At 63.4% G+C, this 14666-nt stretch carries 10 protein-coding genes; 3 read left to right on the top strand and 7 right to left on the bottom strand.

The features are described from left to right. Nucleotides 1-865: 865 nt before the first annotated feature. Complete coding sequence (locus VL752_RS05060) at nt 866-1639, bottom strand: carbon-nitrogen hydrolase family protein (RefSeq protein WP_325352813.1); 774 nt, start codon at nt 1637-1639, stop codon at nt 866-868. Nucleotides 1640-1838: 199 nt separating this feature from the next. Here VL752_RS05060 and VL752_RS05055 point away from each other — a divergent pair, with 199 nt between their 5' ends. Then, complete coding sequence (locus VL752_RS05055) at nt 1839-2738, top strand: AraC family transcriptional regulator (protein ID WP_325352811.1); 900 nt, start codon at nt 1839-1841, stop codon at nt 2736-2738. A gap of 50 nt (nt 2739-2788) precedes the next feature. Here the strand turns inward: VL752_RS05055 and VL752_RS05050 are convergent, their stop codons facing one another. Next, on the bottom strand, nt 2789-3589 hold the full coding sequence (locus VL752_RS05050; RefSeq protein ID WP_325352809.1) for a helix-turn-helix transcriptional regulator: 801 nt from the start codon (nt 3587-3589) through the stop codon (nt 2789-2791). 592 nt (nt 3590-4181) lie between these two features. Here VL752_RS05050 and VL752_RS05045 point away from each other — a divergent pair. Further along, nucleotides 4182-9245, top strand: coding sequence for a trifunctional serine/threonine-protein kinase/ATP-binding protein/sensor histidine kinase (locus VL752_RS05045; RefSeq protein ID WP_325352807.1), 5064 nt, complete (start codon nt 4182-4184; stop codon nt 9243-9245). Here VL752_RS05045 and VL752_RS05040 read toward each other — a convergent pair. The 3 genes from VL752_RS05040 to VL752_RS05030 form a co-directional block, all read right to left on the bottom strand. Next, nucleotides 9231-9602 carry a response regulator transcription factor gene (locus VL752_RS05040; protein ID WP_325352805.1) on the bottom strand — a complete coding sequence of 124 codons (372 nt, stop codon included), beginning with the start codon at nt 9600-9602 and terminating at the stop codon, nt 9231-9233. The genes VL752_RS05045 and VL752_RS05040 overlap by 15 nt on opposite strands. 82 nt (nt 9603-9684) lie before the next feature. After that, complete coding sequence (locus VL752_RS05035) at nt 9685-10392, bottom strand: response regulator transcription factor (protein ID WP_325352803.1); 708 nt, start codon at nt 10390-10392, stop codon at nt 9685-9687. Nucleotides 10393-10526: 134 nt separating this feature from the next. Then, complete coding sequence (locus VL752_RS05030) at nt 10527-11609, bottom strand: alkene reductase (protein WP_325352801.1); 1083 nt, start codon at nt 11607-11609, stop codon at nt 10527-10529. A gap of 138 nt (nt 11610-11747) precedes the next feature. Between VL752_RS05030 and VL752_RS05025 the strand changes: the two genes are divergently transcribed. Then, nucleotides 11748-12056 (top strand): UBP-type zinc finger domain-containing protein, encoded by a 309-nt coding sequence (locus tag VL752_RS05025; RefSeq protein ID WP_325352799.1) that lies wholly within the window; start codon nt 11748-11750, stop codon nt 12054-12056. A gap of 67 nt (nt 12057-12123) precedes the next feature. Here VL752_RS05025 and cydB read toward each other — a convergent pair whose 3' ends face one another. Next, on the bottom strand, nt 12124-13194 hold the full coding sequence (cydB, locus tag VL752_RS05020) for a cytochrome d ubiquinol oxidase subunit II (protein ID WP_325352797.1): 1071 nt from the start codon (nt 13192-13194) through the stop codon (nt 12124-12126). Between the two features lie 2 nt (nt 13195-13196). Next, nucleotides 13197-14606, bottom strand: a complete 1410-nt coding sequence (locus VL752_RS05015; protein ID WP_325352795.1) for a cytochrome ubiquinol oxidase subunit I — start codon at nt 14604-14606, stop codon at nt 13197-13199. Between the last annotated feature and the right edge of the window lie 60 nt (nt 14607-14666).

The raw sequence follows: 14666 nt of genomic DNA, 5'->3' as shown, positions 1-14666 counted from the left end.
CCCTCTCCCTGTGTATAGGTATACTTGTCATGCGACCGTGAGGTCGACACGTGAAGATTCTATGGCGCTCCTGCTTTCAAAACCGCAGACGGCCGGCGCTTGATGCGCAGCCTGCACCGATCGTTCCATTCGCGTCAGGGGGCCGCCCTTGGCCGGGCGTAAGTTCACGGGCAGCAATGGTGCTGTCCCTTCCACCTATACTGTTGAAGACATGCAAACTTGGTAATGGCGGGTGCATCATTAGACGCGTTACACTACTCAATTGACGTGCATATTTGACAAAAACTTCAAAGACTTACACAAGAGTTTTGTGGGATGGGTGTAGGGAGCGATTTCACAAGCATCCGACGATTCCACCATCGTCATGGGTGGGGCCGTCACCAAAAGGGACCTGGTGCAAGCAGAGGCAGCGCCAGAGGGCATTTGTTTCCTTTGTCGACTTCCTTGGCTTGTATATCGATACACCAAAGATATCGTTGACCGTTCTTCACGCATTGACCGGATTTCTCCGGCTATTTGCCAGCCCGTCCGCCACCGAGGGCGCGCTCCCTACCTTGTTTGCCGCCACCTCACCAGACGCTCGTGGGGGATCCTATTACGATAAAGCAATGGCAAGGTTGAAGGGACAATCAGCCGGCTAAAGACAATGGAGCGATCCATGTATAGGCGCGCGAACACCTCTCCTGAGGGCTCGTCTATTGCCTTTGCATCTGCCCGCCCATCGAGGAAGATCCCTTTAAGGAACATTGACAACTGAGTGTCTGCTTTGTTTCGGCTCTGCGGATTTTGCATCGCCGGGATCGCTGTCCCGCTTCAGAAAACGTCAACCACGTGACAAACCGCATGTGATGGGTTTCTCTGCCGCTTAGAGAAGGACCGGCTCGGAGAGATAGCAGGGGTAGCGCCGCTTCTGCCGACGGGAGAGACCGGCATCCAGTTCCAGGACGCGAAGGCTTGTCTCCGCGGAGGTTGTCGCCAGCAGGCTCCCATCAGGTGCAAAGGCAAAGCCCGGGCCGCCAAACAGGGGCCCGCCGTCCACCTGACCGACGCGGCTCGAGCTGATCACGTAAGCGCCGGAGACGACCGCGGCCATGGCTGCGGCGATTTGGCACGGAGATCCGGGGGGCGTGGCGCGGGGAACAACGATCAGTTCGGCCCCTTGCGCTCCGTAATGCCGCGCCCATTCGCTGAACATCAGTTCGGTGCAGATCAGCATGCCCACTCGCATGCCCATGATATCGGCGGTGATGAAGCCCTCACAGCCCGGCTCATACCAGACTGTCTCGCGCCAGCCTTCCTGATCGGGCAGAACGTGCTTGCGGTGGAGGAACCTCACCCGATCGCCTTCGATGACCACCCCTTCGTTGACAAAGCGGTCCCCGCGCCAGACTGGGCGGGTGGTGACAACGGCCGGCACGTCCAGTGCTGCGAGGGCAACCAGGCCTTCCGCATGCAGGGCAACGCTCGCCGCCGCCGCTTCCCTGTCGAAGCGCGGTGCGGCGGCAAGCCATGGACCGAACGGCAGTTGATCAGTGATGAGAAGGTCGGGCTGGGCCAGTTCGACGGCGGCGGCGATCCTGTCCCAGGCGGGACCGGTCGGCAGAAGGCCATCGGGCCATTCGACGAAGGCTACACGCATGACGTTTCTCACAGATCGTCGCGACAGCAAACTGACTGCGTGTGAAGACTATCACTAGTCGCGCTCCCCGGAAACACCATCCATGGACGGGGCGCGCCGTTGGCGGGCGCTGCCTGACCGGCCAGCCGGGTGCCGACGGAAGGGCTTTGCCGACGAAACGGTTCACTCTATCCTGCCGTTATCTCAGACCGGGAGAGGAATGTTGGAGCGCGGCACCTACGGCGCGAGCATCGCTCGGCTGTTTCAGTTGACCGAGGCGCCTTTTCTGGCTGCCAAGGGGGCGGGGACAACTGCCATAGCCGTGACCCGCCTGCGCAGCGACCGTCCTCTCGCGGAGCCGACCTCACCACCCCCGCGCGAGGCCGCCTACAGCATTCATCTTCATCTGCGCGACAGCGCCGATCATGAGCTCTGGCTTCGGGGCAAACGCGTTTTTGGGGGCGCCTACCGCCAAGGCTGCACGAGCCTGCTCACTCTGGACGATGAGCCCAGTGCCCGCATCGGCAATCCGTTCGATTTCCTGCAGGTCTATCTGCCCTACGGCTCCCTCGATGATGTGGCAGCGGACCACGGCGCGCCGCCGATCCGGGAGCTGGTTTGGCCCCGGGGGGCGGAGGATGCCGCTGCCGCCGGCATCGCCAAGCTCCTGGTCCAGGCCATGGAGGGGGAGCGGTCCAACGCGCTTTTCGTCGAACATATCCTCCTCGCATTGCGGATTCACGTGGCCCAGCTTTATGGCGGCATGTCGGCGCAGTCGCGCTCCCCCGGGGGCTTGGCGCCCTGGCAAGAACGTCGGGCCAAGGACCTGCTGCGGGCGCATTTCGCAGGACCGGTCTCGATCGCCGATCTGGCGCGGGAATGCGGCTTGTCCCCCAGCCACTTCACCCGCGCCTTTCGCCAGACCTTGGGCATGCAGCCCTATCGCTGGCTGTCGGGTCTGCGCATCGAGGAGGCGAAACGCCTGCTGAGACAGAATGAGCTACCGCTTTCAGAGATTGCACTCGCCTGCGGTTTTGGCGATCAGGCCCATTTCACCCGGGTCTTCAGCCGAGACGTGGGGGTGGCACCGGGGGCGTGGCAACGGAGCCAGCGCGGGTAAGGGCAGGGCACGCCGATGCGGGGTCCGGCCTGGCCGTCGTTCCAGGCGGATTACGCCGCGCGCAAACGCCGCCAAGCGCCTGGACTGCAGCCGATGGTCCGAGTGAAGACCCGGGTGAAATGGGCCTGATCGCCAAAACCGCATTCCATCGCAATGTCTGACAACGACAAGGGGGACGCCGCCATGAGGCGCTTCGCCTCCTCGATCCGCAACTGCGTCAGATAGCGGTAGGGGGGCAGCCCGAAACTCTTTTTAAACGAGGCCGCGAAGTGCCTCGGTCTCAGATCGATCGCCTCGGCGATATCCTCGATTGTGAGCCTGTGCGTCAGGGAAGCGCGCATGAAATCATCAACCCGCTGCTTCTGCGCGACCGTCAGGCTAGGCCGGGCTGGACCGGCGAAATCGACGCCGCCGTAGTCCCGTGCGGCATGGGCGAGAAAGGCCATGGCGACATGATCGACAAAGAGCGGGCTGGCTTGGGCAAACCCGTGGATATAGGGCAGGAGGAGCGAGGCCATCTGCCAGGCGAGCGGATCGGGTTCGGCGCGCGGCCGAACCATATGGCCGATGGGGGCGAGGCCCCGTTCCCGGCAGAGATCGTTCAGGGCGGCCCGGGGCACATAGAACTGAACGGCCTCGAACCGGCCCGACAGGCGCGATTGTGGCCGATCTTCGAGATCGACCACGCTGACTGCGCTGGCCGGCACTGGGCCTGAGAAATGGGGGGAGGCGCGCAGCGTCATGCTGTGCCAATCGAGCGGCGCCAGCTGGACCATGATGCTGAAGGCCGCCTCTACGGGCGGGATGGGCGTGGGCTCCGGTCCAAGCTTGTCACTGAAGAGATAGGTCATTGCGATTGCCGGCGCATGACGTGCGCCCGCGGTGAGGACGGCACTGCGATCGAATCCGAAGTGACGCGACACTCTTGGGCCGAACAGGCCGGACTGATGCTCTGTAACCATCGGCTCCGCAATCTCTCCTTGTATGGCGCCGTGGCCAGCGGGCTCATTTGTATCCGGACCGAAACCAGGCGAGATGGGGCTGCTGGACAAAGCGACGTCAGGTCGCGCGCATCACGTTAGTTGCGCGGCATTCGCTGTGGCAAGCGACGTTTGCGCGGGTTCGCCGGAGTGACGGCAACCCGCAATTATGAGCAAAATCTGCATAAACCTGACAAGACGACCGGGTCCGCGGACCTTACCCTATCGTCGCGACCGGGTTGGAGCAGGATGCTGCGTGAGCCCGGTCTTCAGGGGAAGACCTTATGATCGGTGGCGTTGACGGTGCCCGGCGCTCGCCGGATCAATGCAGATTGGTTTTTTCCGAGGATCGGATCGCCCGCTCGCTGTTCGGCCCGTGGCGCCGATGATGCCGCTTGGAGACCGCCAAGGTTCGTCGCGTTCCGCGCCCATTTTCGATGAGGCCTGGCTCGAGAGGGCCACGATGGTGCTCGTCAGTCGCAACGGAGAGCACGCGGCCTATCGGCTCCAGGACGAGGAGACCCAAACTGCTTGGGTGATCGAACGCGCACCCTGGCATGACGCAAGACTATGCCGCGCGTTCGAAAATGCCGATCGCATGGCCGCGCGTCTCGATCCTGCCTTCGCCTTGGTGCCGCGCTCCTTGATCCGGACCAGGCAGGGCCCTGTCCTCGTCTTCGCGGACGAGCCTGCACAGCCCGTCATGCTGCCAGCAGGGGAGGTCCTGCCCCTTGCTGCCTTTCTGGACATTGCCCTGGGCGCCACTGCGGCCCTGGCGCATGTACATCAGCGCTCGGTACTTCACCGCGACATTCAACCCGGGCATCTTCGCCGCGCATCCGACGGCAGGATACGGCTGGCGGGTTTTGGCCGAGCGACGCCTTTGGACCTGGTGGATGAGGCGGGGACAGAACTTCCGCTCGGTGACGATGCGCTGCCTTTCGCCGCCCCCGAGGCCGCGCATCGGGTCTCCCCCGTCACAGATCAGCGGAGCGACCTCTATTCCCTGGGCGTCACTTTCTACCAGCTGCTGACGGGTCGGCTGCCCTTCAACGGGCAGTCTCCTGCCGGGTGGCTGCACGCCCATTTGGCGATGCAGCCTGTGCGGCCCACCGCATTGCGCGATCTGCCGCCCGTGCTCGAGGATTTGATCTTGAAGCTGCTGGCGAAGGACCCGGCGGATCGTTACCAGAGCGCCGCATTGCTACAGGCAGATCTGCAGCGATGCCGCGCGGAATGGGCCGCATATGGGACGATCCCGCCCTTTCCCCTCGGGCAAGGCGCGATGCCGAAGCTGGCCCTGTCCGACCAGCTGTTTGGGAGGAGCGGGGAGATCGAGGCCCTGGAAGGGGCGTTGGAGCGGGTCTCACGGACGGGCCGATCTGAAATCCTCCTCATCGCAGGTGCAGCCGGCGCGGGGAAGTCGGCCCTCGCGGGCAGTCTCTCTCCCCATGCCGGGCGGCAAGGCTGGCGTTTCGCGACCGGCAAAAGCGACCAGCACCAGCGCGACATCCCCTTCGCGCCGGTGGTGCAGATATTGCGCTCCCTGATCGAACCGCTTCAGAGCGGAAGCGATGAGGAAAGGGCGGCCGCCCGCGAGCGCCTGCTGGCCAAGTTGGTTGGCCACGGCCAGCTGATTGTCGATCTGGTTCCGGAATCGGACTCATTGATCGGGCGACCGGCACCGGTCGCCGAACTGCCCGCGGACTTGGCGCAAAGACGCCTCAACGCGGCGGTTCTACACGCCTTGGAGGCGTTTGCCGCATCGGGCGCGCCTCTCGTCCTGTTCCTGGATGACCTGCAATGGGCCGACGATTCGACATGGTCGCTGATCCAGGCCTTCGTCACCCAGGCGCCCAACCATCTCCTGCTCCTCGGTGCCTATCGTGACAGCGATCACGGCCGAGCTACCGAGGTCCATGCGCTGCGCGCGGCCGCCGCCACGCAGCGCATGGGCTTGTCTGAAATCCTCCTGCGGCCACTCTCCACCGCCGAGGTCACGGGCATGATCGCCGAGGCGACGGGCAGCGAGGAGGCCGATGTCGCGGACCTCGCCGCCACGCTCCATGAGAAGACGTCAGGCAATCCTTTTTTCATCGGGCAGTTGCTGCGCAGCCTGGTGGACGAGCGACTGTTTCGGTTTGACTGGTCGTACAGGCGATGGGAGTGGGACCTTGCCGACGTCGTCCGCCTGCCATCGACGGACAATGTCGCGGATCTGATGTTGCGGCGTCTGGACCGCTTGCCGCGGGAAGGACGCGACATTCTGCGTATTCTGGCCTGCATCGGGCCGCGCTGCGACGAGGGGCTGCTGGCGGCCGTTCTGGATATCGGCCTCGATAGGGTGAGACAGGGCGCGCAACCGCTGAAGGAAGCGGGGCTGCTGTCCCGGGAGCCGGACGTCTATGCTTTCGCCCATGACCGGGTCCTCGAAGCAGCGTATGCCTTATCGGGCGGTTCGGAACGGGCGCATCTGCATCGGCGTATCGCCATGATCATGATCGACCTGTGGAGCGACGCCAGCCAGGAGATGGCTTTCGTGATCGCAAGCCAGATCGAGCGCGCGGCGATCGACGACATCGGGGCGCCACAAAGGATCGCCTTCGTCACCGCCCTGCTGACCGCAACACGGCGCGCGCAAGCCGCCGCCGCGATCGGCCAGGCGTCGGATAATCTTGCTCTTGCGCAGACAATCCTGGGCCCGGACTCATGGTCAGCCCACCACGTGATCGCGTTCGAGATTCTCTTTCTCCAATGCGAATGTCTTATTCTTCGCACCGACCTTGATCAGGCTTCAGACGAAATCGATCGTCTGCACCGTCACGCGCGATCGCCGGTTGACCGGGCGAAAGCCAGCCGGCTAAGGGCCGCCCTGCAGACGCTTCGCTCGGATTACGAGGGCGCCATCGGGGCCGTGCTCTCGGGTCTGGCCTCGCTCGGGATCAAGCTTCAGCGCTACCCGTCTCCGGCGGAGGCAGCGCAGGCCTATGAGGCGGTCCAGCGCGCGCTGAAGGAGCGCCCCATCGCGGCGCTTGTCGCCATGCCGGTTGCCCAAAACCCGGAAATAGAAGCGGCGATGGCGCTTCTGGTGAGTTGTCAAGCGTCATTCTTCGTCAATGACGGCATTAGCTTTTTGCATCTCGCCAAGATCGTGGAACTCACGATCAATCACGGCCCGACCCCGGCCTCGGCCTACGGGCTGTCCTGGTTCGGCGTCTATGTCGCGCATCACTATGGCGCCTATCAGGACGGGTTTGCCTATGCACAGGCCGCCCTGGCTTTGATCGAGCGGCACGGCTGGGAGGCGGCGCGGGCCGCGACCCTGGTTGCCTTGGACCAGGTCAGCGTCTGGACCCAGCCGCTGCCCTACGGTCTGGCCAGCGCCCGGCAGGCCGCCGCGGCCGGCCGCCTGTCGGGCGATCTCGGCATGGAATGTTATGCCTGGAATCACATCATTTCGAATCTTCTCGTCATGGGAGAGCCGTTGTCGCGCGTTATTGACGAGGCGCAGACCGGCATTGGCATCGTCCGGCAAGTTGGTTTCCGGGATATCGAGCGCCTGATCGGTGCGCAGATCGGATACGCGGCCTCTTTGCGGGACGGGTATGATCGTGCGGCGGCGAGGGATGGGGACGAGTTTGCCGAACTTGGACGTTCGACAGTCTCGCAGCCGACGTTGTTCTGGGAATGGCTCTACGCCGGCATGACGGCGTTCTTCTTCCGCGATTTCGAGCGCGCTGCGCAGTATTTCGCAGCGACCGAGCAACTGACCTGGGCAATCCCTGCCCATATCAACCTGGTCGATTACCATCTTTTTGCGGCGCTGACGGCGGCCTGTCTCGCGGATGAACATGGGTCGGATGTGGCTGACCGGATCGCGCCCCATCATGCGGCGCTGAAGGTCTGGGCAGCGCTCAACCCCGCCTCCTTCGGCCACAAGCAGCGGTTGATCGAGGCCGAGCAGGCGCGCCTGCATGGCGATGCGCTAGGGGCCATGCAATGCTACGAGGCGGCGGCGGCCGCGGCCGCTGCCTCGGGCTTCGTCCACGACCAGGCGCTGGCCCATGAGCGGGCTGCGCGACATGGGGCGGCGCTGGGCCTCACGCTTGCGGCGCGCCAGCATCGTCGCACCGCGATGGAGTGCTATCGCCGGTGGGATGCCGGCGCCAAGGCGGCGTCCCTGGCGGTGGATTTCGCAGCATCAGAGGACGAGATAGCGTTGCCGCAGCCGATGCATCATGGCCAGACCGCACTCGATGTCGCGGTCTGGGTGGAGGTTGCGCGGGCCGTCTCGGAAGAGCTCCTGCTCGACAAATTGATCGACAAGCTCATGACAAGCATGATCGTTCACGCGGGTGCTCAATACGGTGTTCTGCTGTTGATGCGCGGTGAGATGCCGATGGTTGAGGCGATTGCGGGCATCGCGGGCCAGGCGATTACGGTCGACGTCACACGACAGGAGCCATCGGCGGACACGATCACTCTGGGGGTTTTGCAAACCATCATCGAGACGAAGAAAGCGGTTGTCATCGACGATGCAGGCTGGGAGAGCCGGGCCGCCGCCGCCGCGCGGTCCACTCGCTCGGTCATGGGTCTTCCTCTGATCAAACAGGGGCATCTGATCGGCGTGCTGTATCTCGAAAACAATCTCGCGCCTGGCGTCTTTACCCCGAACCGCCGGGCGATGCTGGAGGTGATCGCGCCGCAGGCGGCGATTTCGCTGGAGGCGGCCCGCCTTTATGCCGAGCTTCTGGACGAGAGCAATCAGCGCCGGCAGGCTGAAGCGGCCTTGCATCATGCGCGTGCGGACCTTGCGCGAACCGCCCATTTGACGGCCATGGGCAGTCTTGCGGCTTCGATCTCTCACGAAATCAATCAGCCGCTGACCGGGATCGTGTCGGAAGCCGCCGCCGGAGTCCGCTGGCTTCGGCGTCCGCAGCCGGATATCGAAGAGGCCACGGCCAATCTTGAACAGATCAAGCATAACGGCATGCGGGCGGCGGAGATTGTGCGCGCCCTGCGCTCACTCGCCAAGCAATCGCCGATCGTGTTTGTCGAGGTGCGCCTTGATCAGGTGATCCGCGAGGTGCTGATCCTTACCGCCGCCGAAATCGAGGCCAATCAGGTGATACTCGAGACCGACCTGGACAGCGCTGCCTGCCTGGTTCTCGCGGATCGTGTGCAGTTGCAGCAGGTCGTGTTCAATCTCGTGACGAATGCCGTGGAGGCGATGGGCGAGGTGGCGGCGTCGGCGCGGCGGCTCACGCTTAGCGCGACGACAGATGAGAGCAGGATTGCGGTGAGCGTGACGGATAGCGGCAGCGGTATCAGCACGGAGGTGATCGAGCGGATTTTTGATCCGCTGTTCACGACAAAAGAGAGCGGCATGGGGATGGGGCTTGCGATCTGCCGCACGATCATGGAGGCGCATGGCGGCACGCTCCATGCGAAGACAACCAGCGGTCAGGGCACGACCTTCGTGTTCACACTGCCTGTCGTACCGGCAGGACCGTCAATCACCGCATAGGGGGTCGATGCAGGCCATCAGGCTGTCGCTATCCACAGGCTTCTGCATGAAGGCGACGGCACCGCTTGCATAGGCCCGGGTTCTGAGTGTCTCATCAATGAGACCGGACATGAGGATGACGGGAAGCGATATCGCCTGGGCTGCCAACGCCGCCTGCAACTCAAGCCCGTTCATGCCTCCCGGCATCTGGACATCGGTGATCAGGCAGCAAATGCCCGAGAGATTGGCCTGGGCCAGGAATGCTTCCGCCGACGCGAAGGTCAGGACCGCATAGCCGAACGAACGCAGCAAGCTCGAGAGTGCGGAGAGCACCGCTTTGTCATCGTCGACGATCGCGACGGGCTTGATGTTTGGCACGTGCTCAGTCCTCCGCATGTCTCTGAGGTCTCAAATGTGCCAGAACACGGTCCAGTTAGCGGTAGGGCGCAGGGAGTGACAATTATACCGATGTATCGCGGGTGACGGGGCGCGCCTCGGGTGTTGATTGATCGGGATCCGCCGAGGGGCGCTCCGGGCCCAGAACCTGGCTCGCGCGGACAAGATCGGGGAGCGAGCGCACGTTCATCTTTCGCATCACGTTGCCCCGGTGGATTTTGACCGTGATTTCGCTCAGACCGACGACATGCGCGATTTGCTTATTCATGAGACCGGTTACGACATGTGCCATGATTTCCCGCTCCCGCGGCGACAGGGTTTCAAACCGTCTGCGCTGTTCGGCGATGCCGCGCTCCTCCTCACGAACCCGCCGGCTGTGGGCGAGGGCCTTCGCTACCGCATCCAGCATTTCCTGATCGAGGAAGGGCTTGGCAAGAAAATCTATCGCGCCGGCCCGCATGGCTTTCACCGTCATGGGAATATCGCCGTGCCCGGTCATGAAGACGATGGGCAGGTTCATCCTCAGCCGGTCGATCTCCGCCTGGAAATCGAGCCCGCTGATATCGGGTAGGCGCACATCGAGGATGAGGCAACCGACCTGGGCGGTGGGCGGCGGGTTCATAAACGCCGCGACCGACGCGAAGGTCTCAATCTGAAAGCCTGCTGAGCGGAGCAGGCTGCGCAGGGCGCTTCGCACTCCCGCGTCGTCATCGATCACGACGACGATTTCAGCATCCGCCGCGTTCGGTCCACCCGGTCCTGACTTGTCCATCCGCCCCGCTATCAAGCCCGCGCCACCCGATTGCCCGGTTCCCGCCGCGTTCTGGCTGCGAGAACCGGTTGCCGGACCTTAGCCGCTTGCCACGCCTCCGGCCACTATACAGGGGTATGACGCCTCGCGCGGGCTCAGCTCGCATTCGCCACCGGATAGTCCGTATAGCCTTCCGGCCCTTGGCTATACCAGGTCGCCATGTCGTCCGGGTTGAGCGGAAGACCATGGCGCAAGCGGCTGGGCAGATCGGGATTGGCCAGGAAGGCGCGGCCGAAGGCGATGGCATCGGCTTGGCCCTCATCGAGCGCGGCCTGGGCACGGGCAGCGTCGAAATCGGAGTTGAGCACCAGCGGGCCCTTGAAATGCTTGCGGATCGTCGGGTGCACCGGGGGATGGTCCGGCTTGCCGCGGGTGCCATCCGGCGGCGGCTCGCGCAGTTCAAGAAAAGCCAGTCCACGCTCTGAAAGCGCTGCCGCGACGGCGGCAAAAAGCGACTCGGGGTCGCTGTCATTGACGCCCTGGCTGTCCCCGTTCGGCGACAGCCGCACACCCGTCCGGTCGGCGCCCATAACACCGGTCACCGCGTCCGTCACCTCCAGCAGCAGGCGCATGCGATTGGCAATCGAGCCGCCATATTGATCCGTGCGGAGATTCGCGCTGTTGCGCAGAAACTGGTCGATCAGATAACCGTTCGCCGCATGGATCTCGACACCGTCGAAGCCGGCCGCGCGGGCATTGCGGGCAGCATGGCGGTAATCCTCGAGCAGACCTGGAATTTCGTCGAGCCGGAGCGCGCGGGCTTCGACATGGGGCGGCTTGCCCTCATAGGTGTGAGCGTAGCCGGGCGCCGTGGTGGCCGAAGCCGAGACCGGCTGGCCACGCCCCGGCATGCTGGAATGCACGATACGGCCCATATGCCAGAGCTGGCAGACCATGCGTCCCCCGGCGGCATGAACGGCCTCGGTGATCGGCCGCCAGGCCGCCACTTGCGCCTCTGTCCAGATGCCGGGGGCATAGGGCCAGCCGAGCCCCTGCAGGCTGATGCCGGTCGCTTCTGAAATGATGAGGCCAGCGCTGGCACGTTGACGGTAGTATTCGACCATGAGCGCGGTCGGCACATGGTCGCGCGTATTGCGGCCACGGGTAAGCGGCGACATCAGAATTCTATTTTGTGCCGGGATCGCGCCGAGCTGGATGGGATCGAACAAAGATGGCATGAGTTCACCTGTAAGAAATTCGCTGTCAATCAGGACTATAACAAAGACCGTCGGCCGCGGCATTGATACCTATGGATGGTCATGGCCCTGTGCCAGGCCTGCTAGGGAGTCTCATCACAGATCCGAACGAGGTTCAAAATGACCAAGACTTGCAGTCATCTTAGCCAGATCGTCAAAGTCCACCCAAGTGCGCGCGGATGCGAGGAATGTCTGCGCATCGGCAGCATGTGGGTGCATTTGCGCGTGTGCCGATCCTGTGGCCATGTCGGCTGCTGCGATGAATCACCCCACCGCCACGCGACACGTCATTTCCGGGAGACAGATCATCCCATCATGGAAGGTTACGACCCGCCCGAGGGCTGGGGCTGGTGCTATGTGGACGAAGTCATGATCGATCTCGGCGGTGACACGACACCACAGGATGGGCCCATTCCGCGCTTTATATGAAGGCGCGAGAGGCCGCTGACTGGCCCACGGAGCCCATGCCTGCCGCATGGGCTCCGTGGGCGCCGCCTCAGCTGAAATGAAGATCGGTGTCGCGCACGGAAGGGCGTGGGGTCGGCGTAAAAACCTCAGTACCGGTCGCGGTCTCGTTACCATATCCCGCCGCCGTCTTGCCGCGAAATACCCAGTAGGCGTGGCCGAGATAGGCGAGAATGACCGGCAGCACGATGATGACGCCAATTCCGACGAAATGGAGGCTGCTGTCGTCCGCGGATGCGCTCCAGATGGTGGCGTGACGGGGCACGACATACGGCCAAAGGCTGACCGCGAGGCCGGCGAAGCCAACAAGAAAGAGCAGGACGGCGAGGCCGAAGACGCGGCCCTCGCGCGGGCTCCACAGGCTGCGCCAAATCAGCAGCGCGGTGCCTGCGGCAGCGAGCGGGAGAAGGGCAAGGGGCAGCAGCCAGGGCCAAGCGAACCAGCGTTCCGCTACATCAGGCACGGTCAGGGCCGTCCAGGCGCTGACGAGCAGCATGCCGGCCACCGTCAGAAGAAGGGCGGCGCGGCCCACCTCGCGGCCGAAAATCTGCGTGTGGCCGTTGGTGCGCCAGATCAGCCATCCTGCGCCGAGCAGCCCATAGCCGCCAACCAATCCGGCACCGCATAAAAGGCCAAGGAGGGTGAACCAGGAGAAGGGACCACCCGAGAAGGCGCTGTTGGTGACCGGCACGCCGCCGATGAACCCGCCCAGCACGAAACCTTGAGCGAGCACCGCGAGCAGGGAGCCGCCGGCGAAGGCATAGTCCCAGACGCGTCTGAACTGTGTGGCCTGAAACCGGAACTCGAAAGCGACGCCTCGAAAAACCAGCGCAAAGAGCATCATCATGAGGGGCAGATAGAAGGCCGGCAAAAGCACATAATAGGCGATCGGGAATACCGCCCAGAGCAATGCGCCGCCGAACACGAGCCAGGTCTCGTTGCCGTCCCACATGGGCGCGATGCTTTCCATCATCACATTCCGTTCCTGCTCGCTTGGGGCAAGCGGAAACAGCAGCCCGACACCGAGATCAAACCCATCCGCGATGACGTAGATAGCGATGCCGAGAACGGCAAGTAATGCAAAAACAACGGGAAGGTCCACAATCATTCTCCGGCCAGGATCGCGGGCTGTCCGCCAGCGCGATCGACAATAGCGGGACCGGCCTGCTCGATGCCCGGCCGCAGCGCGTTAGGGGAGGTCGAAACGGCGCCCTCGGGCCCACGCATCACCACGCGCGCGCCGTACCAGAAGAACGCCAGCAGCAGGACGTTGTAGACGAAGACGAAAATCAGGAGAGAGAAGAGAACGGACCCCGCCGCAAGCGGCGCCGCCGCATCGGCGGTACGGAGCAGTCCATAGACGACAAATGGCTGGCGCCCGGTTTCGGTCACCGTCCAGCCGGCAATGACGGCCACGAAGCCGAGCGGCGTCGATGCCATACACGCAAGGTAGAACCAGCGCGCCGAGAACAGACGGTCGCGCCAGCGCAGGATCCCTCCGGTCGTGGCAATCGCGAGCAGGAGCAGGCCAATGCCGACCATGATGCGAAAAGCGAAGAAAACAATCGGAACGTAGGGGCGGTCCGCTCTTGGCACAGCCTTCAGTCCTTCGACATAACCATCCCAGCTATGGGTGAGATAGATGCTGGCAGCGTGCGGCACGGAGATTTCGAACAGGTTCCGCTCTTGTGCCATATCGGGCCAGCCGATGAGGGTTGCATCGGCCCCCTTCGCCGAGTTCCAGAGACCCTCCATGGCTGCCAGCTTGATGGGTTGATAGTGCAAGGTGTTGCGGCCCTGTGCATCACCCAGGATGAGCTGTAGGGGGACAAGGATGAGGGCGGCCCACATCGCCATCGAGAAGGCCGCGCGCGATGCTTCGATATGCTGCCGCCGCCAAAGATGATAGGCGGAGACACCCGCGACCACGAAGCTGCCGGTCACGTAACTGGCACAGACCATATGCAGGAAGCGGTAGGGAAAGGAGGGATTGAAGACCGCCGCCCACCAGTTGGTGACGTGGAAGATGCCCTGCGTGTCGATGGAATACCCTGCCGGTGTCTGCATCCAGCTGTTGGAGGCCAGGATCCAGCTTGCGCTGAAGAGGGTGCCGCAGGCCACCATCAGGCAGGCGAAGAAATGCATGCCGCGCCCGACGCGCTTTTCGCCGAACAGAACGATGCCGATAAAGCCCGCCTCCAGAAAGAAGGCGGTCATCACCTCAAACATGAAAAACGGGCCGAGCACGTTGCTGACCGCGCGTGAGAAACCGCTCCAGTTGGTGCCGATCTCGTACGACAGAACAAGACCGGTGACGACGCCCATGCCGAAGCCGAGCGCGAAGATTCGGATCCAGAATCGCATCAATGCGCCATAGAGGGGCTTTTCCGTCCGCCACCACAGAAAGCTCAGCCAGGCGACGAAAGAGGCGATGCCGATGGTGAAGGCCGGCCACAGAATGTGGAAGCCGATGGTAAATCCGAATTGAATGCGCGACAGTGTCAATGCGTCCATGGGTCAATGGCTCCTTGCCGCCGCGCGCAGAAGCCGTATCGGAATCGCCTTGTAGGATGG

The organism is Acidisoma sp. (genome assembly GCF_035492295.1).
Lineage (GTDB): Bacteria > Pseudomonadota > Alphaproteobacteria > Acetobacterales > Acetobacteraceae > Acidisoma.
This window is presented reverse-complemented; position numbering and strand designations above follow the sequence as displayed.

What these genes read in the sequence shown, in the direction of transcription:
- VL752_RS05060 (WP_325352813.1), bottom strand. Translation starts at nt 1,639, where the DNA reads ATGCGTGTAGCCTTCGTCGAATGGCCCGATGGCCTTCTGCCGACCGGT.
- VL752_RS05055 (WP_325352811.1), top strand. Translation starts at nt 1,839, where the DNA reads ATGTTGGAGCGCGGCACCTACGGCGCGAGCATCGCTCGGCTGTTTCAG.
- VL752_RS05050 (WP_325352809.1), bottom strand. Translation starts at nt 3,589, where the DNA reads ATGACCTATCTCTTCAGTGACAAGCTTGGACCGGAGCCCACGCCCATC.
- VL752_RS05045 (WP_325352807.1), top strand. Translation starts at nt 4,182, where the DNA reads ATGGTGCTCGTCAGTCGCAACGGAGAGCACGCGGCCTATCGGCTCCAG.
- VL752_RS05035 (WP_325352803.1), bottom strand. Translation starts at nt 10,392, where the DNA reads ATGGACAAGTCAGGACCGGGTGGACCGAACGCGGCGGATGCTGAAATC.
- VL752_RS05030 (WP_325352801.1), bottom strand. Translation starts at nt 11,609, where the DNA reads ATGCCATCTTTGTTCGATCCCATCCAGCTCGGCGCGATCCCGGCACAA.
- VL752_RS05025 (WP_325352799.1), top strand. Translation starts at nt 11,748, where the DNA reads ATGACCAAGACTTGCAGTCATCTTAGCCAGATCGTCAAAGTCCACCCA.
- VL752_RS05015 (WP_325352795.1), bottom strand. Translation starts at nt 14,606, where the DNA reads ATGGACGCATTGACACTGTCGCGCATTCAATTCGGATTTACCATCGGC.